This is a genomic window from Bacillus salacetis, assembly GCF_003581585.1.
In the GTDB taxonomy this organism is placed as follows: domain Bacteria; phylum Bacillota; class Bacilli; order Bacillales; family Bacillaceae_B; genus Rossellomorea; species Rossellomorea salacetis.
This window is the reverse complement of the sequence record NZ_QXIR01000030.1, coordinates 1-25,227: the sequence shown is the minus strand read 5'-3', so window position 1 is coordinate 25,227 and position 25,227 is coordinate 1. Positions and strand designations below refer to the sequence as shown.

Genomic DNA, 25,227 nt, shown 5'->3' with positions numbered 1-25,227 from the left:
GGGATTATTTCTAAAATAACATGAAGATTGGCTGCAAACAACGAATATAGAGCCTCAGGCCAAAAATACGAAATGTTCACACTAATGAAAGCGTTTAACTGTAAAATAATGCGTTTTCACCATCGCTGTATTGGTTTTTCCCTGCTAGGAAAACAGTCTCGTTTCGTCATGCTCCCATTCATCATACGGATCCTGTAAGTTTCACCCTGAACATCCGGATCTCCCGGACAGTGCCGCTGAAAATCCAGCTTCAGGACCGCACCATCCAAATTAATCCCCGCCCTTAAAGAGCAAAAGCGTGGAAAGGCTCCACGCTTAAGAATTTACCCTAGTATGCTCATCTAAAACAGTATATTCACCCATTAGTTTATATTTTTCATAACGCCCTTGAATTAACTGTTCTGAAGTCTGGGGCACAAGCTGCTCCAGAGAGGCTTTAAGGACTTCACCGATGTTCCCGGCCTGCTCCTTGACATCCTTATGGGCGCCGCCCTTTACCTCAGGGATGATTTCATCAATGATTCCCAGTTCCTTCAAATCAGGAGCAGTGATTTTCATTGTTTCAGCTGCCCTTTTAGCCTGAGTAGAGTCCTTCCAAAGGAGTGCTGCTGCACCTTCCGGGGATATAACTGAGTAGGTGGAGTTCTCCAGCATATGAATATGATTCCCGACACCCAATGCAAGGGCTCCGCCGCTTCCGCCTTCTCCAATCACAATACAGATTACCGGGACACTCAATCCTGCCATTTCAAACAAGTTCCGTGCGATGGCTTCACTCTGCCCGCGTTCCTCTGCGGCTTTTCCGGGATAAGCACCTTTTGTATCAATAAAGCAGATAATCGGCCTGCCAAACTTATCTGCCTGCTTCATCAGCCTGAGGGCTTTACGATAACCTTCCGGATGAGGCATCCCAAAGTTGCGGCGGATATTTTCTTTCGTATCCTTTCCGCGCTGGTGGCCGATGACTGTTACAGGAAGCCCCTTGAATTTAGCTATCCCTGACACAATGGCTTCATCTTCTCCATATAGGCGGTCCCCATGCATTTCATGGAAATCGGTAAAAAGAAGACTGATATAATCCAATGTGGTCGGCCTGCTCGGGTGTCTGGCTACCTGCACCCTTTCCCACGGCTTCATATTCTCATAAAGGTCGTTTTCAAGCTTTTGCAGACGGGCTTCCAGCTTTTCAATTTCAGAGGAAAGGTCAACATCGGATTTCTTAGTGAATTCCTTCAGCTCCGTAATCTTATTTCTAAGCTGTATCACCGGCTTTTCAAATTCCATTTCATTTACCATGTCAATTCACCGTCCCACTGATGGATCTCCAGGATGTTTGAGATCTTCTCTTTTAAGTCCAATCGTGAAATAACATCATCCAACTGACCATGTTTCAACAGGAACTCGGCAGTTTGGAAGTCTTCCGGGAGGTCTTCCCTGATTGTTTGTTCAATGATCCTCCGGCCCGCAAACCCGATTAAAGCGCCAGGCTCGGCAAAGTTATAATCTCCTAGTGAGGCGAAGCTCGCTGAAACTCCACCGGTTGTCGGATGAGTCATGATAGAGATGAATAATCCTCCGTTGTCACTGAATCTTTTTAAGGCTACAGACGTTTTCGCCATTTGCATCAGGGACAATACCCCTTCCTGCATACGCGCTCCGCCTGATGCCGTAAAGATGATGAACGGACAATTCCTTCTGTCTGCCTCTTCGATAGCCCTTGTGATCTTTTCGCCCACCACAGACCCCATGCTTCCCATCCGGAAACGGGAATCCATAATGGCGGTGACAGCTTCAAAGCCATCTACTTTTCCGGCACCCGTCACCACTGCTTCATTTATATTAGTTTTTTCACGGTCTTTTTCCAGCTTTTCTATGTAATCAGGAAAGTCAAGCGGGTTCTCTGATATCAAATCAGCATCCAGTTCTTCAAAAGTTCCTTCATCAAAGAAACTGTCCAAACGTTCGAATGCATTCATTTTATGATGAAAATCACAATGAAGGCAGACTTTCAGGTTTTTCTGAAGTTCTTTTGTGTACATGATCTTTTTACAGTTTGGGCATTTTGTCATGATTCCTTCCGGTACGTCTTGTTTAGCCGCATCGGAGGGGATGGTTGCGTATTTCTTCTTTTTCGATTTAACAAAAAGATCCTTAAGCAAGAGTGAAACCTCCTTATTTACACTAGTGTCAGTACCTGTCCTCTAGGAAAGGATAAACTATGGTTTATTATATTGATAACTTATGGCAGGACATGCTCTTATTCACTCTATCCTACTTAAAGCGAAAAGGATGTAGGAACATGTCGGCATTTTCTCGACAAGTTTCGCTGTGGTCACTGTTCACATTCAATCTTTTAGCAAATGATAAAATTCCCACATTTTGTCCTCATCTCTTTCTTTAAGAGAATTCAGCAGGCCTTTGCATGCATCTATACATTTTTCATTCATGGGTATTGCATTTTGGCCCACGGAACCATATTGGGAGAGTATATACCAAATCTTTTCCCCTAAAAGATTATTCGATTGATGGATGATTTTCCTCAAAAAGCCGTCGACAGTATGGATACCCTCTGAATCAATCCAGCTTTGCAGGAAATCAGGATTGGTGCCGGAATGGAAGAGCGTTCTTAAACTCTCTTTTTCAATCCATTCCTTTGTCAGCAAAACATCCCCTCTTGCCTTGTCATCCTTAAGGATAAAGGTTCCGAGCAGTTCCACTAAATGATGATTCCTGAAATCTTTCAGGAAAGTGCCTTCACCCCGCCTTGTTTCAATAAGGCCCAATAGTTCGAGGGCGCGTAAAGCCTCCCTAATGGAAGAACGCCCGGCTTTCAGGCGTTCAGACAACTCCCTTTCGGATGGGATCTTATCTCCGGGCTGCAAATCATCATTCGAGATCATATCCCTTATTCTATCTACAATTTCTATGAATACCTTTGAGTTAGGCTTTGCTGCATCCATTTTCCGGATTATTCACCCTTTCCGATCACAGCCAGTTGTTCAGTCTTCCTGCGTACTTCTTCAGGATCGACTTTCTGCCTTGCAACACCAGTCTCCATCGCAGCTTGGGCTACTGCTGCTGCAACGGCCGGTGCTACACGGGCATCAAAGGGTGCCGGTATGACATAATCCTCATCCAGATCCTTTTCATCGACGAGTGCAGCGATCGCTTCAACTGCCGCCTGCTTCATCTTCTCGTTGATATGTGTTGCCCTTACATCCAGAGCACCTCTGAAAATCCCTGGGAACGCCAATACATTGTTAACCTGGTTAGGGAAATCAGAACGGCCGGTACCCACTACCTTTGCCCCTGCGGCTTTTGCACTTTCAGGCATTATTTCCGGGACTGGGTTGGCCATGGCGAATATGATGGGATCCTCCTTCATGGAGCTGACCATTTCTTCCGTCAGGGCACCTGCAACCGATACGCCAATAAAAACATCCGCATCCTTGATGACATCTTCCAGTCCGCCTTCTTTACGGTCGCGGTTTGTAAACTTGGCTACTTCATTCTTGATATCGTTCATTCCGTTCGGGCGGCCTTCGTATATGGCGCCCCTTGTATCACACATGACGATGTCCCTGACGCCGTAATTGTGAAGAAGCTTGATGATGGCAATTCCAGCTGCCCCTGCCCCGTTTGCCACAACTTTGATTTCGGACATCTTTTTCCCGACGATTTTAAGGGCATTCACAAGCCCGGCTGCAGTGACAATCGCAGTTCCATGCTGGTCATCGTGAAAAATGGGAATATTGGTTTCTTTCTTTAGTCGTTCTTCTATGACAAAACAGTTCGGTGCAGCGATATCTTCCAGGTTCACCCCGCCGAAAGTCGGTTCCATCAATTTTACCGTTTCAACGATCTTGTCCACATCGGTTGTATCAAGACAGATTGGGAATGCATCAACTCCAGCAAAGCTTTTGAACAAAACCGCTTTTCCTTCCATGACTGGAAGAGCCGCGGACGGTCCGATATTGCCAAGCCCAAGTACAGCTGTCCCATCTGAAACAACTGCAACCATATTGCCTTTCATCGTATATTCATAGACCGTTTCAGGTTTGTCGTAGATCACTTTACAAGGTTCAGCTACACCAGGTGAATATGCAAGGCTGAGGTCCTTGGCATTCCTGACCTCCACCTTTGACTTCGATTCCAGTTTCCCCTGGTTTATTCTGTGCATGTGCAACGCTTCTTCACGTAATGACAAGCTGGTTCACTCCTTAAAGTATCTGCAGTAACGCTTCATAATTTTTAAATAACAAAATAACAGCCAGGTGGTCAGACCACCCTTTTCCCTTTAAACAATATAATAAATGGTTAAGTAAGTAAAGTAATTATTATAAATTTACGGCTTCTGATGTTCCGGCAATTATTTCAAGACTGTATTTCTTTCTCCGGCTATCCCGCTCAGTTCCCGGAGGCATCCGGCCGTCGGGTTCACCCATTGATTATTCGGAAGCTGGACAGTGCGGTGTTCAGCTTCGAAGTGAATGATGACCGGAGTTGTCCCCTTGAACTTTTGGAGTATCTGCTTTAAAGCGGCGAATTTCTCACCTGCTGAAGAATCAATCTTTAAATAAAGCCTTTTGTTGATCTCATCCGAAAGATTCTTTACTTCATCTACTGTGAATACTTTATTTACAAGGAGCTGGAGCTTGCCATTCCGTTCCTCCACTGCCCCTTCCATCATCACAGTATTCCCTTCTTTCAGGGAAGCGGAATATTGCCGGTATGCATTGGGAAAGACGACCCCTTCCATTTCACCGCTGGAATCACTTACCGTTATAAACGCCATGACTTCCCCTTTCTTGGTCCTGATGGTCTTGATGGCTGTTATATAAACGCCGGCCCTGATGTGCTTGTTTCCAGGCTCCAGATCAAAAAGATCGATGGCAGAAACACCTTTGAACAACCCTTCATATGGGGTAACCGGGTGATCGGATAGATATAGTCCCAGCACTTGCTTCTCATACTCGAGTTTTTTCTCAAGGGGCATATCTTCAACTTCCATATACTTCGGTTTTAAAAAGAAAGCCTCTTCCTCCTCAAACAGATCATAGTCCTGATCCTGAGGCCGGACCAATTCAGAGTGCTCAATGGCGACATCCAGGCTGGCAAGCAGCGTTGAACGGTCTTCGCCGAAGTCATCAAACGCTCCTGAGAACACAAGGGACTCCAAAGTCTTTCTGTTTACGGCTTTGAGTGAAACCCTTAGGCAGAAATCAAACAAATCAGCAAATGGTTTTTCCTGCCTTTCCTGATGGATTTCTTTAAGCGCCGCAGCCCCGACACCCCTTATCGCTCCCAGACTATAACGAATCCCTCCCTTCTCGACTTTAAAAGGGTACTGGCTGAGATTGATCGAAGGCGGAAGAATATTGATATCATTCTGCTTGGCTTCCCGGATATATTGGGAAACCTTTGTATCATTTCCTATCACCGAAGTCAGCAGGGCAGCTAAGAAATAGGTTGGGTAGTTGGCTTTCAGATAGGCAAGCTGGTATGCGATCATACTATAGGCAACAGCATGTGAACGGTTAAAACCGTAATTCGCAAAACGTACAATCAGGTCATAAATTTCCTGGGCTGTTTCATGGGAATACCCTTTCTTGAGTGCACCTTCGATAAAATGCTTCCGTTCACTGTCCAGGACATCCCGTTTCTTCTTGCTGACGGCTCTCCTGAGCAAATCCGCTTCTCCCAAAGTGAAACCTGCCATCCTGGAGGCAATCTGCATGATCTGTTCCTGATAGACAATGACTCCGTAGGTAACCCCGAGAATTTCTTTCAAGTCCGGGTGAGGGTAATCGATTTTCTCCTCACCATGTTTCCTGGCGATAAACAAAGGGATATTTTCCATCGGCCCCGGCCTGAACAACGCGTTGACAGCCACAATATCTTCAAATGAACCCGGCTTCAGCTTCACAAGAACATTTTTCATGCCTTCTGACTCGAGCTGAAACACACCGTCAGTCCTTCCCTGGCTCAAAAGTTCAAAGGTTTTTTGGTCATTTTGAGGAAGATTATCCAGGGTTAACCTCCTGCCTGTCCCTTTTTTTATAGATGAAACAAGCCTGTCAAGAATCGTCAGGTTCCTCAGGCCAAGGAAATCCATTTTCAACATTCCGATTTCTTCTAATATTTCCATCGGGTATTGAGTCAGGTGCACACCTCCCTGACCAGCCTGGATCGGAATCAAATCGACGAGCGGCCTTTCACTGATGATGACACCCGCAGCATGTGTGGACGCGTGCCGCGGCAGCCCTTCCAATTTCAATGCTGTCTGAAACAGCCTTTGTTTATGCTGCGACTCATTGATGAAGTTCCTAAAGTCAGCCGATTCATCATAAGACGCCTTCAAGGACCTGCCGTGCCTTGACGAAATAAACCTTGAAAGCTGCTCCAATTCCTTGGAGTTAAACCCAAAGGCCCTTGCCGTATCCCTGAGGGCGGCTTTGGCTGCAAGGGTTCCAAACGTAATGATCTGGGCGACATGCAGTTCCCCGTATTTCTGATGGACATATTCAATGACTTCTTCACGACGGTAATCCGGAAAGTCTATATCGATATCAGGCATGGAAATCCTTTCGGGATTGAGGAACCTTTCAAATAAAAGATCATGATGGATCGGATCCACATCTGTGATCCGGAGGACGTAGGCCACAAGCGAACCTGCGGCCGATCCCCTTCCTGGCCCGGTCAATATATGCCGGTCCCTTGCGTACTTCATAAAGTCCCAGACTATGAGGAAATAATCACTGAAGTTCATCTTTTGTATCACCGACAGCTCATAGTTCAGCCTGTCTGCATATTCCTGCCTGTTCTCAAGCCCTCTCTCTTTAAGCCCCTGCATACAGACCCGCTGAAGAAAGCCGTCAGCCTTTTCACCGGGAGGAAGCGGGTATTTGGGCAGAAGGTTTTGGTTAAAAGCGATTTCCACATTGCATTGGCCTGCAACAATCATCGTGTTTTCCAAGGCATCCTCATGGCGGCCGAACAACTCGAGCATCTCATCCCTGCTCTTTAAGTAATACTGGTCGTTCGGCAGTGTTTCCCGTTCATCATCTGCAAGCTTCACTCCATCCCGGATGGCAAGGAGGCATTCGTGAGCGAATGCGTCCTCTTTTTCTATAAATTGGACATCATTTGACACAACCCGGCGCACAGAAAATTTCCGGTTCAACCTTTGAAAGCCTTCTTCTATCTTTCTTTCCTCTTGAAGGCCATGATTTTGAAGCGAAAGGTAAAAATCTTCACCAAAGATCTGCTGCAGCCTGCGGAGGACTTCTTCCGCTTTCTCCCATTCTTCTGCCAGCAAATACTGTTCGATTTCTCCTTTAGTTCCCGGAGTAATGCCAATAAGGCCTTCCCCATAGCCTTTCAGCCACTTATAAGGAATTCCTTCAGGGGATTTTGTCCCTATCACACTTGATATCTTCAACAGATTTCGATAACCTGCATTATTTTTGGCAAGCAGGACAAGTGGAAAGCTCTTCCCTTCACTTTCGCTCATTACATCTGCCGTCATGCCGATAATCGGCTTAATATCATTCTTGCGGCATTCATTATAAAACGGAACGACCCCATACATCACATTTCGATCCGTGATTGCCATTGCACGGTAGTTATTCTGTACAGCTTTTTGTACAAGCGTTTTGATCGAAGCTGTGCTCGATAATAAGCTATAAGCGCTTGACACCTGCAAGTGGACAAACGACATGAGCACTCACACTCCTTTTCTCATTCTCCTTCCTTTCATTATAAGAAACTATAACTAAAAAGGAAAATATGTTCGCTTTTTTCTCCACTTGTATCCTTCATATGTCCGCAGCCAGTCCCATATATATAAGTAAGCACAATTCAAGGACATATGGAAGCTTCCATCAGGTGACGCCTTGCCAAGAAGATTATTGAATTCGGAGTTGATGAGAATGGCTGAAGCTTTCTTTCCGGAGCTTTTCAAAAGTTACTTTATTGCAATGGGTGTTCTGCTGGGAGGCTGCCTGCTCGGCGGGCTTGCGGCTTTCATGACAGGGCAGCCGCTGTTGACGGAAATCTCCCGCCTGTCCAGTATTCTAAGAATCTGGGCTATCATTGCAGCCATCGGCGGGACGTTTGATACACTTTATAGCTTTGAAAAAGGATTCTTGAATGGCGAGACCAAAGAAGTGTTCAAACAGTTTCTTCTGATTCTTTCTGCCATGGGGGGAGCCCAGACTGCAGCGCTCTTCATATACTGGCTCACGCAGGAGCATATCTCGCCATGAGAATCCCTCCTTATTACAGGCAGCCATCATGGCAGAGGTTCTTTGCCGGAGCTTTGATCGGAGGTGTCATCAGCTGGATGGTCTTTCTGTTTATGTTCGGGGTCCTCCAAGAGGAACAAACCTCTTTGATCAAAGAGCAGCAAAAGACCATTAATGATTTGGAAGTTGATATCTCCCATTGGCAGGAAGATTTTAAAGAACTTAATAAGGAAAACAGCAAACTGCTGACCATCCAGGACATCAAACTTGAGATCGTCAATGCGAAAGAGTACAGGATCAATGACTCACTCAGTGTCTTCCAGGCCGAAGAGGAAATCAAAAGCGACCTCAGCCCCCTGCTGGCCAAGGACCTTGATTCTGTTTACAAAAATAAGGATCTGGTAAAGAAGACGATTGAAAACAAGATTCTTAAAATCAATGACAAGAGGTACAAGGTGAAAATTAAGGAAATCTACTTTTACACGGTGATCCAGATTATTCTTGAATTGGAGTATGATGGGTGACTGGCAGGGCACTCAGGGGATTTGTTCTCTGAGTGTTTTTTATATCTTCATTCTCCCTTAACTTCAGCCATAACAGGACACCGAACATCCAGCAGTGCCGCAGTTAGTTGAAATTTGCGAATTGCATATGGCACCTTCAAATGGCATCATTTTCATAAAAACCTGTTCAAATAAGAATGATTACTATTTACAAATCGTAATAGTTACGATATATTCTTTTATGAGAAGGCTGTTTTCGCATATATTGTTGCTTTTATTGTTGCTTTCAGAAAAATCCCAGGTGACGGATTTTTCCACTGTATCCAAAGGTTTACCCCCGAAAAAGAACGGGCAGCTCTTTTCTTTCCTGCTCACCGGGGTTTTTACTGGGATTTAACAGGATATTCTTTGAAATTTATATTGAATAGCAACAAAGTTTACGAAAAGAGTCCATGAGAAAGTAAAAGGAGGATTTTAAATGAAAAAGAAATGGATGGCATTATTGTGCTTATTAACTGTCTTTACCCTTGCTGCTTGCGGAGAGAAAAAGGAGAGTAACAGCGGGGAACAGGGAGCGTCGCCGACTGATCCGGTAAAAATTTTCACTACAGTATATCCACTGCAATTTTTTGCAGAAAGGATTGCCGGTGAAGAAGCTGAGGTTGAAACAATTTTACCGCCGGGATCAGATTCACATACATATGAGCCTACTTCTAAAGATGTCATGAGGATCGCTGAAGCGGACGCGTTTATCATGAATGGCGCCGGACTTGAGGCGTATGCAGAAAAGATCGCTGAAGCTGCAGAGTCCGAAGATGTGAAAGTCATTGAGGCATCGGATGGAATTGAGCTCAGCGAAGGATCCCATGGCCACGATCATGGCGATGGAGATGATCATGACCATGGAGATTATGATCCTCACGTATGGCTGGATCCAATCCGCTCAGTTAAATTAGCTGAGAACATAAAAGATTTATTAATAGAAATGAATCCTGAAGAAGAGAACCTATTCAATGAAAATTTTGAAACGCTCAAGGCTGATCTAGAGGCATTGAATCAGGAGTTTTCCACTGAACTGGATGCCGCACCAGGTAATCACTTCATCGTCTCACATGCTGCTTATGGTTACTGGGAAGAAGCATATGGAGTACATCAGATTGCTGTCAGCGGCTTAAGTCCGACACAGGAACCGTCTCAGAAAGAGCTGCAGACCCTTGTGGAGACAGCTAAAGAATATGGCTTAAAACATATCTTCTTTGAACAAAACATCACCACAAAAATCGCTGAAGTTGTACGAGATGAAATAGGTGCCGAAACTCTCAGGCTGCATAATCTGTCTGTTCTTACAGATGAAGATATTGCAAATGGCGAGGACTATTTTACACTGATGAGACATAATCTTGCACAATTAAAAACAGCATTGGAACAAGCACCTGCCATAGAACAGGAAGACCATGACCATGACCATGACCACGACCATGGACATGAATTGGATGAAGAAGCGCAGAAGATTTATGACGGTTACTTTGAGGATGAGCAAATTAAAGATCGTGAGTTATCTGACTGGGAAGGTGACTGGCAGTCCGTTTATCCATATTTACTGGATGGGACGCTCGATGAAGTATTTGCACACAAAGCTGAAGATGGAGACAAGACCGAAGAAGAATATAAAGATTACTATACAACAGGGTACAAAACAGGCGTAGAACGGATCATTATTGGTGAAGATACGTTCACTTTCTTTGAAGACGGGAAAAAATCGTCTGGAACATATGCCTATGACGGATATGAAATTCTAAATTATGAAGCTGGAAACCGTGGAGTCCGCTACATCTTCAAGCTTACCGGCGAGGAGGAAGGAAAGATGCCGGACTATATCCAATTCAGTGACCACAGCATTGCTCCAACCGATGCCCATCACTTCCATTTGTATTGGGGGGATGACCGGGAAGCGCTTCTGGAAGAAGTCACCAACTGGCCAACCTATTACCCTTCCGGCTTAAGCGGCGATGATATCGCTCATGAAATGATGATGCATTGATACCGGCCGATGGTCTCTAAATGAATATAAATATCCGGTGACGAAGGAGGTCACCGGATATTTTTACGTGTTTTACTATTCTTAAATTACCGGTTCAAGACAGTCGTCCCCTGTGTTTCATGCCTCGGGTTTATTCAAGCAAGAATGATCAACCTATCTATTACTTAAAGCAGAAGTGGTGGTCATACTCAAACGGAATGCATAAAATAATGTATATTCTCCTTTAATGCAACAAATTTCCACAGGAAGGAGTGCAGCAATGGAACTGATTCCAATCACCACCAGAAGTAAGTATATTATTAAAATGCTAAATCTGTACACAATCCTTTATGGTGCCGACCCGATACAGATGCAGGAACAATTCACACGCCACTTTCAATATCCCAATTTTGAGGGTTACTTCGCTGTCTCAGACAAAAAACTCATAGGATTCATATATGGATATTCGTCTTGCAAAGGCCAATACTATCATGAATTATTGTGGAGGCATTTAAACGAAAAGCAGAACTGGATGGAGAATTGTATGGAGCTGGCAGAATTAGGAGTCCACCCCGAATACAGGAGATGCGGGATCGCTCAAGAGTTAGTGAAGAAATTATTGGAAATGAGACCAGAGTCAAAAGCTTTGCTGACAACGAGAAAGGATAATGAAGCGGCGATCCATTTTTACAAAAAAACGGGCTGGAAGGAGCTCAGCGACGGATTCTTCCCTAATGTCCCTTATGAATACATCATTTTCGGAAGAGAAATTCCTTCTTCGAATGAAAGAGTTTGAGGGCTTGATGGCCAGTATTTTAGCAGGGATCCTGCCTTTCTTGAAAAATAAAAAGGCTGTTTTCGCCTATATTGTTGCTTTCGGAAAAATCCCAGGTGCCGGACTTTTCCCCTGTGCACAAAGGTTTTACTCTCGAAAAAGAACGAACAGCTCTTTTTTTTCCTTCTCACGGGGGGGTTTTTACGACGATATACCGGGATATTCTTTGAAATTTATATTGAAATTTATATTGAATAGCAACAAAGTTTACGAAAGGAGACAATAAAAAAGAGGCAATCCGCCAGCGAATTCCCTCTTACCCCAATTATTATATTTAATTTTCACCACAAATTTCGATCAATTCTTTTAGTATGGCCTCTTTCTGCTCCCAATCAAAGATGGAAGCACCTGATGCAAGCGGATGGCCTCCTCCGTTGTATTTTTTGGCAAGGGTGTTGATCACCGGTCCTTTTGAGCGGAAACGCACACGAATCTGGTCACTTTCCTCAATGAAGAAGACCCATGCCTTGATTCCTTTTACATTCCCAAGTGTACTGACAAGCAAGGACGCTTCTGCCGGGACGAGATTGAACCGGTCCAGTATTTCCTTGGTGATCGTAATGCTGCCCACATTGTTTTCAAACATCTCAAAGTTCTGGAGTACATACCCGTGCAGTTTGAGTACCTTTGGGTCGGACTCATACATTTTGTTATAGAGTTCATTACGGTCAAAGTCATAGCGGATAAGTTCACCAGCCACATCGAATGTCCGCTGGGTAGTGCTTGGGTATAGGAAACGCCCGGTATCGCCGACAATCCCGCCATATAACAGCCTGGCCGCCTCGTCAGTGATTCTCAAGCCATGATCTTTCCCTTGCTTATAAAAAAGATAGATCATTTCGCTGACGGAACTGGCATCAGTATCGACCCAGAGCAGATCCCCATATGGATCTTCGTTTGGATGGTGATCGATCTTGATCAATTTATCCCCAAGTTTATAGCGTTCGTCACAAATACGGGCAGAATTAGCGGTATCACAAACAATGATCAATGCGCCCTTGTAGACATTATCTTCAATTTGATCCAGCCTTCTTAGATAATGAAGAGTCGGTTCCTCTTTTCCAACAGCATAAATATCCTTGTCCGGGAATGAAGCCCTCAGTATCTCCACAAGTCCGCCCTGGGAACCATATGCGTCCGGATCAGGGCGGACATGCCTGTGAACGATAATCGTCTGGTACTCTTTAATCGTTTCAATAATTTGTTCTATCATGACAAACTCCTTTAGACATAAAAAGTTCATTTGGAATCCTGCGGAAATACCGTTAAACTATAGGAAGGTCTATAAACGATATTTGGAGGATTCATGATATGCCTGTTTTAGTATTTTTGATCATTCTTTCATTCTCTTTTTATTTTTACTATAAAGTGAAATCGGTAAGAAGCAATCGTTTCATCGAGAAAAAATGGCTTTCAGGTAAGTCAAGCATAGCCTTGGGGCTGTTTGTCGCCTTATTTGGAGTCAATCAGCTGTTCCTATTTCAAAGCACTTTCACTTACATCATTTCTGCAATTTTCATCCTGATTGGTGCAGCCAGTGCCTGGATGGGCTATAAAGTGTACAAGCACTTCCTGCCTCAGGTCATTAAAGAGGCAGAGGAATTGGATAACCGATAAGATTCTCAAAACCTGCATCCAAAATTGGATGCAGGTTTTTTTAATGCTTATCGATCAGCTGACAGATCATCATCGCTTTCCCCACAAGCACTGATTCATGAAAGACTTCAACGTCGACCTTCCCGAACTTCCGCCCTACATCCAGTACATTGGGGCGGATATCGATGATGCTTTCCATCTGAACAGGCCTGATGAAATACACAGTCATATTCTCGACAACGAGGTCGCCTTTTTTATAATACTTCAACGCTCTGTTGGCGGCTTCGGTAACCAGGGTGGTGAAAACACCATAAGACATCGTTCCGAGCCCGTTAGTCATTTGCGGAGTCACCGGGAATCGATAACTTACTTGCCCTGAATCCGATCTCTCGGAAGTAGCCATGCTGCTCGTAATATTATCATCAATCGTTTCTCCAACCTGAGGCTGCCTCTGGATCATTTGCATTGCTTTCAGGACGTCCTGGCGGCTGATGATTCCCTGAAGCCTGTTTTGCTCGTCCACTACAGGCAGAACTTCAATCCCTTCCCATATCATCATGTGGGCAGCAGAGGCAACACTTGTATTGGGCCTTACCGTAATCGGTTTCTTCGTCATGATCTTGTCAATCATGACGCTCTTTTCCTGGCCCATAACGTCTTTTGAAGTCACCATTCCCTGAACCTTTCTATTCCGGTCAATGACAGGGAACCGGCTGTGGAAGGTAGATTGATTTTTTTCATACCAATCTTCAAGAGTGTCGCCAACGTGTAAATAAACCGTCTGGTCTTCAGCTGTCAGGATATCCTCTACCAGGACGATATCTTTCTTAATCAGTTGATCATAGATCGCCCGGTTGATCATGGCCGCAACAGTAAAAGTATCATAACTGGTTGAAATCACCGGAAGTTCAAGCTCATCTGCAATCCTCTTAACACTCTCGTCCGTATCGAAGCCGCCGGTTATCAAGACGGCGGCACCGGCCTTCAATGCCAGTTCATGGGCCTGTGTCCGATTGCCGACAATCAGCAGGTTCCCCGCTTCTGTATATCGCATCATCGCTTCCAGCTTCATGGCGCCGATCACAAACTTATTCAGCATTTTATGTAACCCTGACCGGCCGCCGAGGACTTGTCCATCAATAATGTTGACCACTTCCGCAAAAGTCAGCTTTTCAATGTTTTCTTTTTTCTTTCTTTCTATCCTGATGGTCCCGACTCTTTCAATTGTGCTGACATAACCTTTGGTTTCCGCATCCTTAATGGCTCTGTATGCGGTTCCTTCACTCACATTCAATGCTTTTGCAATTTGCCTGACGGATATCTTTTCTCCGATTGGCAGTGTATCTATATACTCAATTATCTGCTCATGTTTAGTCGCCAAGCTTTTCACCCTTTTTTAAGTTGCCTGAATATACCTTTCATTATAAAGTGAAAAGCCTGGTGTTTCAATTTTCTCCTTATCGTTCAGCCAAAAGAACGAAGCTTCTTTACCTCTTTCTTCGGTTTGAAACGCTTGCCTTTCGCTTTGGCAGCACGAGGGGTAAAGAGCATTCCCGTTAAGTTGCCTGCAATGACAATCGCCGCAAATCCCAGCCAGCTCAGCCCGAAAACTCCCTGCAACCCGTCAGCAAAAACATCCAAGCGGGGAACCGCATAATAGAGCATCATTCCGGCAAGCAATAAGCAAATCAAATATCGCTGCTTCTTCATGTCCTTCCTCCTTTTCCTTCCTTGATTTATATGTATGCGGGACAAACCGTTCTCATTATTTTTTCTTTCACCCGGCTGCTGCAGTCTGGAGCAATGAAAAGAGCCTGGCAATATTTATACAGCCACAATCTTGGTTAAATCGTAAATAATAGTTGAAAGAGGGGCTTATTCATACATGAAAACCTCTTAAATTGGGATTCATGCTGGAATCATGGCCTTATTCCTACATCAAATCCTTTCAAACCGGAAAATCATGCTGGAATTACCGCTTTATTCATACATCAAATCCTCTCATACCAAAAATCATGCTGGAATTATCGCTTTATTCATACATCAAATCCTCTCATACCAAAAATCATGCCAGAATTACGGTCTTATTCATACATCAAATTCTCTTAAACCGGAAAATCATGCCGGAATCATGGTCTTATTCATACATCAAATCCTTTCAAACCGGACAATCATGCTGGAATTACGGTCTTATTCCTACATCAAATCCTTTCAAACCGGAAAATCATGCTGGAATCATGGTCTTATTCCTACATCAAATCCTCTAATACCAAAAATCATGCCGGAATCACCGCTTTTTTCATACATCAAATCCTCTCATACCAAAAATCATGCTGGAATTACGGTCTTATTCATACATCAAATCCTTTCAAACCGGAAAATCATGCTGGAATTACGGTCTTATTCATACATCAAATCCGCTCATACCAAAAATCATGCCGGAATTATGGTCTTATTCATACATCAAATTCTCTCAAACCGGAAAATTATGCCGGAATCATCGCTTTTTTCATACATCAAATCCTCTAATACCAAAAATCATGCCGGAATCACCGCTTTTTTCATACATCAAATCCTCTCATACCAAAAATCATGCTGGAATTACGGTCTTATTCATACATCAAATCAGCTCAAACCAAAAATCATGCCGCAATCACCGCTCTTTTCATACATCAATCCTTCACAAACCAAAAATCACGCTGGAATAAAGCTTCCATCCCTAAAAAAAACACCGACCCGTTTAACGGATCAGTGTTTCAAACATACATTAAAGTTCGATGACATCTCCTGGATGCATGACTTTTCCTTCCTGGCCTTTCAGCATGGATACAAATTTCTCTGGATCCTGCTTGATCGGCGGGAAAGTATTGTAGTGGACCGGCACAACTGTTTTGGCATTGATGAATTCTGCTGCCAGCGCTGCATCATCCGGCCCCATCGTAAAGTTGTCCCCGATTGGCAGGAATGCAAGGTCAATAGTGTTGCGCATGCCGATCAATTTCATATCAGAGAAGAGACCGGTATCTCCCGCATGATAGATAGTCTTGCCTTCGACTGTAAGAAGGATCCCCGCTGGCATTCCTGTGTAGATGATCTGCTGGTCATCCGTCTCATAGGAAGAGCCATGGAAAGCCTGAGTCAGCTTCACTCTTCCAAAATCAAAATCGTATCCCCCGCCAATGTGCAAGGGATGGGTGTTCACTCCCTGCCAGCTTAGGTATGTAGCCAATTCAAATGGCGCTACGACAAGGGCGTCATTTCTCTTCGCCAGTTCGACTGTGTCTCCAACATGGTCATTGTGACCATGCGAAAGCAGGATCACATCCGGTTTTTCGTTTTCAGCTTTCAGGTCGGTAAGTTCATTACCGCTGATAAACGGGTCGATCAAAATCGTGTGGCTGTCTGTACCAATTTTCACTACTGAGTGTCCATGATAAGAAACTTTCATTCGTAAGCCCTCCCTCAAAATACTTGTCACTCATACTTATTTCTTGATTGATGGGACAACTCCTCCTTCAATCAAGCATCCCCTTCTTTTTTACCCCAAAAATAGAGTCTTAAAAAGCACTCCCTGAAAAATCCAATTCCAAAGAAAAAAGGCTGTTTCACCTTTTCAGCGAAACAGCCTTTTGTAAAATCATGCTTGTGCAAGCAGTGTTTTTGTATCCGAGTAATCAAGATCATGTGCTTCAGCTACTGCTTTATAAGTCACATAACCGTTCAATGTGTTGATGCCTTTAAGCAATGCTTCGTTATCAAGGCAGGCATCTTTGTAGCCCTTGTTGGCAATCTGGATTGCATACGGCACCGTCACATTCGTCAGTGCAATCGTGGACGTACGCGGCACAGCCCCAGGCATATTGGCAACTGCATAGTGAACGACACCGTGCTTCACATAAGTAGGGTCGTCATGCGTTGTGATGCGGTCAGTCGTTTCAAAGATTCCGCCCTGGTCAATAGCGATATCCACTACCACTGAACCAGGCATCATGGACTTGATCATGTCTTCTGTTACAAGCTTTGGTGCTTTGGCTCCCGGAATCAATACAGCGCCGATTACCAGGTCAGATTCTGCGACCGCCTTCTCGATATTAAGCGGATTGGACATCAAAGTTTGTACATCGCCTCCGAAAATATCATCAAGCTGGCGAAGGCGTTCAGGGCTCAAGTCAAGGATGGTTACCTGTGCACCCATTCCTACAGCAATCTTCGCGGCATTTGTTCCAGCGACGCCGCCTCCGATGATCGTTACACGGCTGCGTGAAACTCCCGGTACGCCGGATAAAAGAACTCCTTTTCCACCATGGATCTTTTCAAGGAACTGAGCTCCGATTTGAGTGGACATCCTGCCTGCCACTTCACTCATTGGTGTCAACAGCGGCAATGTACGGTTCACTTCCACTGTTTCATAAGCGATGCCGACGACTTTATTTTCAATAAGCGCTTTTGTCAGTTCAGGTTCCGGAGCCAGATGTAAATATGTAAACAGGATTAATCCTTCACGGAAATACTGGTATTCGCTTTGCAGCGGTTCTTTCACTTTCATGACCATATCCATGGACCATGCTTCAGCTGCGCTTCCTACAATGTGTCCTCCAGCGGCAGTATAATCTTCATCTGTAAAACCAGATCCGAGGCCCGCACCGGATTCAATATATACTTCATGACCAAACAGGGTAAGGTTCACCACTCCTGCCGGTGTCATTGCCACACGGTTTTCATTGTTTTTTATTTCTGTAGGTACTCCGATACGCATTAAAAAAACCTCCTTGATTCATCCATATGTAAAACTTCTTAATCAAATATAACACTATCATAATTAAAATGCTAAACAATTTTGACGAAAATGTAAGCATTTACATTTAGACAGAAAAGCCTGAATTTTCCCTATCCTGTATGGGTTCCCGCTACTGATTTTTTTCCTTCTCTTCCTTTTTAGCAAACTTCCTTTACAATAGAAATAGAATTAATCCGACGATGTAAATAAGGAGTTCTCTACATGAAAAATCCAGCAATAGAAAGATTAGGGCTAGAATCCGTTCCACAAAAGTTAAAGAACACGACCTGGTTTGAATACTTCATTATACAACTTTCCTTTTCAGTCAACTCAGGGAACTTTCTTGTACCTGCATTAGCTGTATTGGAAGGCGGACTGTCAATGGGCTGGGCTATCCTCAGTACTTTGCTGGGAGCCGGTCTTGCTTTCTTCTTTGTTTCTGTCCTCTCGCTGCCGGGGGCCCGATATGGACTTCCCGCACAATATGTCATCAGGTCGATGATTGGAACGAAGCTTTCCAGGCTTGTCGCTTCACCAGTCCGTTCGCTGACATCCCTCTATTGGTTCAGCGTCCAGACCATTGGCGGGACATTGGTTGTTTTGTCTCTTGTAAATAAATCTTTAGGTGTTGAACTGCCGCTTATCCCCGTCGCTATATCCCTTGCATTGATCATGACGGTTTTGGCGCTGATCGGTTTTGAGGCGGTGAAAAAAGCGACAAAGATGTTCATGCCGTTTCTTTTGCTTGGGCAAGCTGCCATCCTTCTTATTTTCATTACTACGGCAGCGGACAAAATGGGAAGCAGCATTTTATTTTCAGGCGGGGAATTCTCTTTAGGGGCTTTTGTGTTTTTTGCTAGCCTTGCTTTCGTCCAATATGTTTCCGGCGTAAGCGCATCATCTGATATAACTCGGTACGCAAAGTCTGGAAAGCAGGGTTTTTGGGGACTGTTTGCAGGAAACGTTTTCGGTTTCTTCATGACTGCCCTGCTTGGGACATTCAGTGCTGCGTTATTTCAAAATTCCAATCCCTTTGTTGCTGCCACTGAGCAGACTGACTCCATGCTTCTTACTCTATTGATTGGAATCTGCTCGATGGTTTCTATGATATCCATCAATCTCAGCAACGCCTACACAGGAGGATTCAGCCTCCTCAATGCAATCCCTGCTCTCGGAAGGATTAAAAGTGCTCTTGTATTTGGAGCAGCAGGCATTTTCTTAAGCTGCTTTCCGGTACTCGTCAACAATGCACAGGATTACATTTCCCTGCTTGGAGCCTTTGTCATCCCGTTATCTGCCGTAATTGCGGCTGACTACTTGTATATCAAGAAAGCGAGAATTTCAGAGGAAGATCTGGCCAAACTTGCATCAGGAACATTCAAGTATAATCTTAAAGCTATTTATACAATAGCCGCTTCCCTTGTGATCTATTTCTTGATACCTGAAGGCTGGTCACCAGGCTTCATCAGTTTCCTGCTGACCTTTATGGTGTATAGTATGGTTTCGAGCCAGTCCGAAAAAAAGCTGGATGACCATAATAAAAGCCGTCATGTTCTTTAGACATGGCGGCTCCGCTTATTTAAAATCCCTTATTGGAAATGGATGGTTGATTTCCGCTACTTGCGCACGACTCCGTGGGGCTGGCGGTGAGCCTCCTCAGCTGCGCTTGCGGGGTCTCACCTGTCCCGCTAATCCCGCAGGAGGTCGTACGCCTTCCACTCCAATCAACCCTTCGAGACCATTATTACCTCTCAGCTAACATAAGAGATTTAACCTTTTTAGACTTGGCCGTCAAGTATTGAAACCAACCAATTACCAATTTGATATTCAGGAAAGTCGAAAGCACCTAAACCTCAAAACCATCGAAAATATTTTTCCCATAATCCTGAGGTGTCACTCATGACTCTTGGAGCAGAGCAATATTATCAGCAGTTTGAAGAAATTTATGTTTTTATGGAGGGCAAGTTCAGGCAGTAAAAATACGCTATTACGGCAATTCCACTTGGGAAGTATTGTTTCTTTCCCCTTCAGGCTAGTGCAGCAGGTGGTGACAATAACTATTTCCGGTTCATTAAGTTTCCTTATAACCGAAGAAATGAAGAATGTTGTTATAAAAAAGAATCAAATTGATAAGAGTCAGTGGCTTTCAGTCATAGAAGCAGTTGAACAAATAAAGCTTCACGCTAATACAAGTGCGCCTTTCAACTTAGGGAAAATAATTGAAGCAGGAGGCAATTCTCCCAAAGAGTTAACAGCTATATTTAAAACAAGAGAGAATTTTTTACGATGGTGAGGATGAAAAATACTGAACATGTAAAGAAAAGTATTGGTCCTTTAACTTTTATTTCTGCATACTTATTTATTTGAAACTTCTCATGGGATTCAAGACGATTTTCTTTATTATATAAGTCTGAATTCAGCCTGAAGAGTGCGATTTGTGTGATTTACATAAATGCTATGGAAAAAGGTAATGAAGATTTTTTCTTGTATATATTAACTTGATGTTTCTTTTCAGGAATAGTGTAACCTTTTTATCATTAAAACGATTAATGATTGAATGCTACAAGGAGGGGAGATATGAACAGACCCGATATTGAGACGTTATATCAGGAGTATCATGAGGATGTTTATCGGTTTCTAGCCTGCTTCACAGGCAGTAAAGATGAGGCAGAAGATTTAACACAGGAGGTATTTATAAAGGTAATAAAATCGATTTCACGATACAACGGCAGCTGTACAATAACTACATGGATATTTTCTATAGCGAAACACACTGCTGTTGACCATTTTCGCAGGCAGAGGTTTTATTCCATCGTCAAAGACTCGTTCTTCAAAAAAATTACCTCTGTCAACTTAGACCCACAGGACTTATTAATTCATAATGAAATCAAAAGCAATATTCAACAAGCCATACTTCGACTTAAACCATCCTACAGAACTGTTATCATCCTTCGCAGCATCAATGATTTTTCTGTTGCAGAAACCGCAGATATCTTAAATTGCAGTATATCAAAAGTAAAAGTCACCTATCACAGAGCACTGAAAAAGTTAAAGGAAGATATTGAAATATCAGGCATGAAGGAGGTATTAAATAATGCATAAGAACCAAGAACTTCTAAGTCATCTAAAACATTCCAAGGAATTCCTTCCTTCTAAAGATTTTAACCAAAAGACCCTTTCCATGTTGGTGGATGAAGAAGCAAAATATCTAAGAAAGAAAAGAGTTTATCGATATTCCTACCTCTCGTTTTCATTGATGACGAGTATAGCTTTGATTTGCTGGTTGAGCTTTGGAAATCTGCATTCTAATATACAGGATATTATGAGTACTTTGCCTTCTACGACTTCTTCATCTATTAAAGAAACTGAAATTTATATTTATCACACACATAGCAGGGAATCTTTCATTCCCGAATTGAATAATATTACTAATGCTGAACAGGCACACAACAAAAAAAGAAATATCAGCTTGGTAGGACAGCATCTCGCCAAGACCTTGAAGGAAAGCGGTATAAAAGTGAAACATGAATACCTGGATTTTATTACCGAGCTTGAGGATAAGAACCTGGACTACGAAAGTTCTTATGATATGTCACGTCCTTATGTAACCGAGATGGTAAAACAAAATAGTGACAGTTTAAAGATGGTTCTTGATGTGCATCGGGACAGCCAGCCAAGAAATGTGACAACTTTTGAGTACCAAGGAGAAAGTCTTGGAAGGGTAGCATTTTTTGTATCTTCAAACATAAAGAACTTTGAGGAAGTAAAGCAATTTGCGGAAAAGGTTCATCAAAGTTTAGAAAGAAAACTTCCCGGAATGTCCAGGGGGGTCTTTATAAAAAATAATAGCCCTGTACAATCAACCTATAATCAGGATTTGTTTAATCATTCCTTATCAGTAAATATCGGCGGTGTTGAAAACACACTGGATGAAGAATTTCGAACAGCAGATATTCTTGCTGAAGTCCTTAATGATCTTCATTTAGAAGATTAAACATAAAGCCAATAAAAGCTGTCCGACTAAATTTTGACGGACAGCTTTCTCTTTACATCTTCCCTTCCTGATCCGCTGCTTCTGAACTCAAAGGTCCCGCTTCGCCATCATGCAGTCCTGACTCATATGAAGCCATGATTTGCGCTGCTGTCTGCTCGGCTGCCTTTTCATCGTAGAAACTCTGCTGCTCCAATCGATTCTTTTTGTCCATGGTTTAATCTCCTCCTTTTCAGGAAAAATAATTACTAATATCTTTTGAAATTCTGTAACAGTTATTATAGGAAATATATAGTAAACTTTAGATGAGGAGGGATTAGACATGACTTTAAAGTACAAGAATATACTCGTGGCTGTTGATGGATCAAAGGAAGCAGAATGGGCATTTAAGAAATCAATCGATATTGCCCTGCGTAATGAAGCAAAACTCTCAATCATCCATGTCATTGATTCAAGATCTTTCGCAACAGTTGAATCTTATGATCAAGCGGTTGGTGAACAGGCAAGTAAGTATGCTGATGAAATCATGACTTCTTATAAAGAGCAGGCACAGCGGGCAGGGTTAACCGATGTCCATACGTTGATTGAGTATGGGTCACCTAAAGTCGTCATTCCCAAAGACGGAGCAAAAAAAGTGCAGGCAGACCTGATTGTCTGCGGGGCCACGGGATTGAGTGCGATGGAAAGATTCCTGATCGGCAGTGTGTCAGAACACATCACCCGTTCAGCTGAGTGCGATGTCCTTGTCGTCCGGACAGACGACCGGGATTAATCACCTTTTTAAAGCTTGCAGAGCATTCCTCTGCAAGCTTTTTTATTGTGTTTTTAAGGCTGTTTTCACATATATTGTTGCTTTCGGAAAAATCCCAGGTGCCGGATTTTTCCCCTGTATACAAAGGTTTTACTCTCGAAAAGGGACGAGCAGCTCTTTTCTTGCCTTCTCACCGGGGGTTTTCACGACGATATACCAGGATATTAGTTGAAATTTATAGTGAATAGCAACAAAGTCTACGAAAAGAGCCTTTTTTAAAGAAGAGATTTTTTCTGAATAATATCTATACAATCCAAGCAATAACATGCTAGAATATTCAATAATTTCTTGAGAGGAAGTGGTTCATTGAAGATTGCTTATCTGGGGCCTCAAGCTTCATTCACCGATCTGGCTGTGAAAAAAGCTTTTCCAAAAAGCGAAGCAATACCACGTGTGACAATACCTGACTGCATTGAGGCTGCAATTAAAGAAGAAGTTGATTATGCGGTTGTTCCTATGGAAAATTCACTCGAGGGGTCCGTACATATTACAGTGGATTACTTGTTTCATGAAGCTGACTTATCCATCGCGGCGGAACTTACCTCTCCAATTCAGCAGCATCTCATGGTCCACCCAAGCAACAGACGCTCTGTACAAGAATTGGAAAAAATTCTGTCTCATCCCCATGCCTTGGCCCAATGTCATAAGTTTCTTAACACTACATACCGCGGAACCCTTTTGGAGCAGACGACTTCCACTGCTGCGGCAGCCAAATATTTGAGTGAACATCCTGAAGAAACACTTGGGGCAATCGGAAATGAGCTGGCTGCCAAAGTTTATGGTCTTGAAATCGTTCATGAAAACATTCATGACTTTGCCTATAATCATACACGATTCATCGTCCTTCATAAGAAACCCGTGAAACTCGAGCTTCCCGCCAGCAAAAGCACGCAGAAAACCACGCTGATGGTTACACTGCCGAAGGACCGCTCCGGAGCCCTTCATCAAGTACTTTCAGCTTTTGCCTGGAGGAATTTGAACCTCAGTAAAATTGAATCAAGACCGTTGAAAACAAGACTAGGCGACTATTTTTTTCTTATTGATGTCCAACAGGATATGGATGAGGTCCTGCTTCCTGGTGCAATTAACGAAATGGAAGCCCTTGGATGCAAAGTCAAAATCATCGGCTCCTATTCCTCCTACTTGTTAGGTGATTAACCAAAAAAGCTGCCGCGGATAAAATCCACAAGGCAGCCTTTTTTTATTCCATCTCACTTCGCTTACTGGATAAGTAGCGGTACTGATAATATTTCTCTGCAAAATCATTTATCTTCTTCGTGAATTGGTAATTGAACCCTGCTCCGACAGCCATGCTGATCAAAGGCATTCCTGACATACGCTTTTTCCTGAACATGGTGATGACCAGGCCTTTCAGCATATGCTTCAGCGGTCCTTCCAGCCATGTATAATCCGTCAGTTTTTCAGTACCGTCATAAAAATAGTCATTTTCTTTTTTTTCAAGATCATCCATCAACTCTTCCCAAGCTTCAGCTTTCAACCTGGACGGCAGGGTAGCTGCATGAAACACCTTGAGTGATGTCATCATTTCAAAAGGTGACTGAACGTCAAACCCATACGAAATTGCCACAAGCTGCACCGAGCGCAAGTTAATGACACCCAATGCCGGCAGGTCTGCGCTGAGCACAGCGGCTCCTCCGCTCCCCGTCATTCCGCCTTGGAGAAAAGAGTACAGCTGATGCCTTCCAGTATGCTGCATCGCAATATAGTGAAGCTGATCCACTGTTAACAAATGCAAGTCTTGTATGGTTTCGATTTCCTGATTGAAAGCACGTGCCGTCTTTAAAATCCGCTCCCTTGCATCATTCTGCAGCTGTGAACCCTGTAACAGCGAATGAAGGTGAAACAACCAGCCGTCCAGCCTTTGAAAAAACTGTTCCTGCAGCTCAAGCGGCAGCTTTGAAAAAGCACTGTCCAGCCATTTCACATATGTATTCTCAAGGTCATTCGCTTCATAATCATATAAGGAATCCTGCCATTGCCGGATCTCCTCCAGAACCTGTTCATCTCTATTGGACCATTCCATCGAACTCAACCCCTTATCAAGACGTGATTACCTTTAATATATCATAACAGACGGATGCATTCCCATATGTCATCATACAATGATTGTAATTCACCTAAATTAATGCAGTTAGAGAAATGTTCTTCATTTCTCTTTTTAATAGAGTTTATATAGGGAGTGCGCGGGATGAAGGGGCACGCTTAGCACAGAATTGTGTCCTTATAAAAAGAATTCGCGGGATGAAGAGGAACGATTAGCGAAGAATCGTTCCTTTACAGAGGGAAATCACGGGGTCAAGGGGCACGTTTAGCACAGAATCGTGTCCTTACAAAAGGAGTTCGCGGGATGAAGAGGAACGATTAGCGAAGAATCGTTCCCTTTCAGAGGGAAATCACGGGGTCAAGGGGCACGTTTAGCACAGAATT

Annotated in this window: 24 protein-coding genes; 12 read left to right on the top strand and 12 right to left on the bottom strand. The window is 43.5% G+C overall.

What is annotated here, in order from left to right; translation table 11 throughout:
* Positions 1 to 315: 315 nt before the first annotated feature.
* The 5 genes from accA to dnaE all read right to left on the bottom strand — a co-directional run bounded on the left by accA (position 316) and on the right by dnaE (position 7,720).
* Positions 316 to 1,296 (bottom strand): acetyl-CoA carboxylase carboxyl transferase subunit alpha, encoded by a 981-nt coding sequence (gene accA, locus D3H55_RS18165; protein WP_119548733.1) that lies wholly within the window; start codon positions 1,294 to 1,296, stop codon positions 316 to 318.
* Positions 1,290 to 2,159 (bottom strand): acetyl-CoA carboxylase, carboxyltransferase subunit beta, encoded by an 870-nt coding sequence (gene accD / locus D3H55_RS18160; protein WP_119548732.1) that lies wholly within the window; start codon positions 2,157 to 2,159, stop codon positions 1,290 to 1,292. Before accD ends, accA begins: the two co-directional genes overlap by 7 nt.
* A gap of 186 nt (positions 2,160 to 2,345) precedes the next feature.
* Complete coding sequence (locus tag D3H55_RS18155) at positions 2,346 to 2,960, bottom strand: FadR/GntR family transcriptional regulator (protein WP_119548731.1); 615 nt, start codon at positions 2,958 to 2,960, stop codon at positions 2,346 to 2,348.
* 8 nt (positions 2,961 to 2,968) lie between these two features.
* The gene (gene ystJ / locus D3H55_RS18150) at positions 2,969 to 4,207 is read right to left on the bottom strand and encodes an NADP-dependent malic enzyme (RefSeq protein WP_119548730.1); all 1,239 of its coding nucleotides are present in this window, start codon (positions 4,205 to 4,207) and stop codon (positions 2,969 to 2,971) included.
* A gap of 162 nt (positions 4,208 to 4,369) precedes the next feature.
* Positions 4,370 to 7,720, bottom strand: coding sequence for a DNA polymerase III subunit alpha (gene dnaE, locus D3H55_RS18145; RefSeq protein ID WP_119548729.1), 3,351 nt, complete (start codon positions 7,718 to 7,720; stop codon positions 4,370 to 4,372).
* A gap of 211 nt (positions 7,721 to 7,931) precedes the next feature.
* On the opposite strand from dnaE, the gene ytrH reads away from it, so the two are divergent.
* The 5 genes from ytrH (at position 7,932) to D3H55_RS18120 (ending at position 11,830) form a co-directional block, all read left to right on the top strand.
* Complete coding sequence (gene ytrH, locus D3H55_RS18140; RefSeq protein ID WP_119548728.1) at positions 7,932 to 8,267, top strand: sporulation membrane protein YtrH; 336 nt, start codon at positions 7,932 to 7,934, stop codon at positions 8,265 to 8,267.
* Positions 8,264 to 8,770, top strand: coding sequence for a sporulation membrane protein YtrI (gene ytrI / locus D3H55_RS18135; protein WP_119548727.1), 507 nt, complete (start codon positions 8,264 to 8,266; stop codon positions 8,768 to 8,770). The genes ytrH and ytrI overlap by 4 nt, the downstream gene beginning before the upstream one ends.
* 457 nt (positions 8,771 to 9,227) lie before the next feature.
* The gene (locus D3H55_RS18130; protein WP_119548726.1) at positions 9,228 to 10,790 is read left to right on the top strand and encodes a metal ABC transporter solute-binding protein, Zn/Mn family; all 1,563 of its coding nucleotides are present in this window, start codon (positions 9,228 to 9,230) and stop codon (positions 10,788 to 10,790) included.
* Between the two features lie 259 nt (positions 10,791 to 11,049).
* A complete protein-coding gene (locus D3H55_RS18125) occupies positions 11,050 to 11,565 on the top strand; it encodes a GNAT family N-acetyltransferase (RefSeq protein ID WP_168413165.1) in 516 nt (171 codons plus the stop codon).
* Positions 11,552 to 11,830, top strand: a complete 279-nt coding sequence (locus D3H55_RS18120; RefSeq protein ID WP_119548724.1) for a hypothetical protein — start codon at positions 11,552 to 11,554, stop codon at positions 11,828 to 11,830. The genes D3H55_RS18125 and D3H55_RS18120 overlap by 14 nt, the downstream gene beginning before the upstream one ends.
* A gap of 48 nt (positions 11,831 to 11,878) precedes the next feature.
* Here D3H55_RS18120 and D3H55_RS18115 read toward each other — a convergent pair whose 3' ends face one another.
* Complete coding sequence (locus D3H55_RS18115; RefSeq protein ID WP_119548723.1) at positions 11,879 to 12,817, bottom strand: DHH family phosphoesterase; 939 nt, start codon at positions 12,815 to 12,817, stop codon at positions 11,879 to 11,881.
* 98 nt (positions 12,818 to 12,915) lie between these two features.
* On the opposite strand from D3H55_RS18115, the gene D3H55_RS18110 reads away from it, so the two are divergent.
* Positions 12,916 to 13,221 carry a YtpI family protein gene (locus D3H55_RS18110; protein WP_119548722.1) on the top strand — a complete coding sequence of 102 codons (306 nt, stop codon included), beginning with the start codon at positions 12,916 to 12,918 and terminating at the stop codon, positions 13,219 to 13,221.
* A 40-nt stretch (positions 13,222 to 13,261) separates the two neighbouring features.
* Here D3H55_RS18110 and D3H55_RS18105 read toward each other — a convergent pair whose 3' ends face one another.
* From D3H55_RS18105 to ald, 4 genes are all read right to left on the bottom strand, one after another.
* On the bottom strand, positions 13,262 to 14,581 hold the full coding sequence (locus D3H55_RS18105; RefSeq protein WP_119548721.1) for a CBS domain-containing protein: 1,320 nt from the start codon (positions 14,579 to 14,581) through the stop codon (positions 13,262 to 13,264).
* 83 nt (positions 14,582 to 14,664) lie between these two features.
* Complete coding sequence (locus D3H55_RS18100) at positions 14,665 to 14,910, bottom strand: hypothetical protein (RefSeq protein ID WP_119548720.1); 246 nt, start codon at positions 14,908 to 14,910, stop codon at positions 14,665 to 14,667.
* Between the two features lie 1,057 nt (positions 14,911 to 15,967).
* Positions 15,968 to 16,648 (bottom strand): metal-dependent hydrolase, encoded by a 681-nt coding sequence (locus D3H55_RS18090; protein ID WP_119548718.1) that lies wholly within the window; start codon positions 16,646 to 16,648, stop codon positions 15,968 to 15,970.
* Positions 16,649 to 16,837: 189 nt separating this feature from the next.
* The gene (ald, locus tag D3H55_RS18085) at positions 16,838 to 17,956 is read right to left on the bottom strand and encodes an alanine dehydrogenase (protein WP_119548717.1); all 1,119 of its coding nucleotides are present in this window, start codon (positions 17,954 to 17,956) and stop codon (positions 16,838 to 16,840) included.
* A gap of 243 nt (positions 17,957 to 18,199) precedes the next feature.
* On the opposite strand from ald, the gene D3H55_RS18080 reads away from it, so the two are divergent.
* The 4 genes from D3H55_RS18080 to spoIIP all read left to right on the top strand — a co-directional run bounded on the left by D3H55_RS18080 (position 18,200) and on the right by spoIIP (position 21,971).
* Positions 18,200 to 19,537 carry a purine-cytosine permease family protein gene (locus tag D3H55_RS18080; RefSeq protein WP_119548716.1) on the top strand — a complete coding sequence of 446 codons (1,338 nt, stop codon included), beginning with the start codon at positions 18,200 to 18,202 and terminating at the stop codon, positions 19,535 to 19,537.
* A 373-nt stretch (positions 19,538 to 19,910) separates the two neighbouring features.
* On the top strand, positions 19,911 to 20,270 hold the full coding sequence (locus D3H55_RS18075) for a hypothetical protein (RefSeq protein ID WP_168413164.1): 360 nt from the start codon (positions 19,911 to 19,913) through the stop codon (positions 20,268 to 20,270).
* A 284-nt stretch (positions 20,271 to 20,554) separates the two neighbouring features.
* Positions 20,555 to 21,079: an RNA polymerase sigma factor gene (locus D3H55_RS18070; protein WP_119548714.1), complete on the top strand. Its 525-nt coding sequence runs from the start codon at positions 20,555 to 20,557 to the stop codon at positions 21,077 to 21,079.
* A complete protein-coding gene (gene spoIIP / locus D3H55_RS18065) occupies positions 21,072 to 21,971 on the top strand; it encodes a stage II sporulation protein P (RefSeq protein WP_119548713.1) in 900 nt (299 codons plus the stop codon). Before D3H55_RS18070 ends, spoIIP begins: the two co-directional genes overlap by 8 nt.
* Before the next feature lie 52 nt (positions 21,972 to 22,023).
* Here the strand turns inward: spoIIP and D3H55_RS24485 are convergent, their stop codons facing one another.
* The gene (locus D3H55_RS24485) at positions 22,024 to 22,182 is read right to left on the bottom strand and encodes a hypothetical protein (protein WP_168413163.1); all 159 of its coding nucleotides are present in this window, start codon (positions 22,180 to 22,182) and stop codon (positions 22,024 to 22,026) included.
* A 108-nt stretch (positions 22,183 to 22,290) separates the two neighbouring features.
* Between D3H55_RS24485 and D3H55_RS18060 the strand changes: the two genes are divergently transcribed.
* Positions 22,291 to 22,740: a universal stress protein gene (locus D3H55_RS18060; RefSeq protein WP_119548712.1), complete on the top strand. Its 450-nt coding sequence runs from the start codon at positions 22,291 to 22,293 to the stop codon at positions 22,738 to 22,740.
* A gap of 345 nt (positions 22,741 to 23,085) precedes the next feature.
* Positions 23,086 to 23,937, top strand: coding sequence for a prephenate dehydratase (gene pheA, locus D3H55_RS18050; protein ID WP_119548710.1), 852 nt, complete (start codon positions 23,086 to 23,088; stop codon positions 23,935 to 23,937).
* Positions 23,938 to 23,980: 43 nt separating this feature from the next.
* Here pheA and D3H55_RS18045 read toward each other — a convergent pair whose 3' ends face one another.
* Positions 23,981 to 24,823, bottom strand: coding sequence for an EcsC family protein (locus D3H55_RS18045; RefSeq protein ID WP_119548709.1), 843 nt, complete (start codon positions 24,821 to 24,823; stop codon positions 23,981 to 23,983).
* Between the last annotated feature and the right edge of the window lie 404 nt (positions 24,824 to 25,227).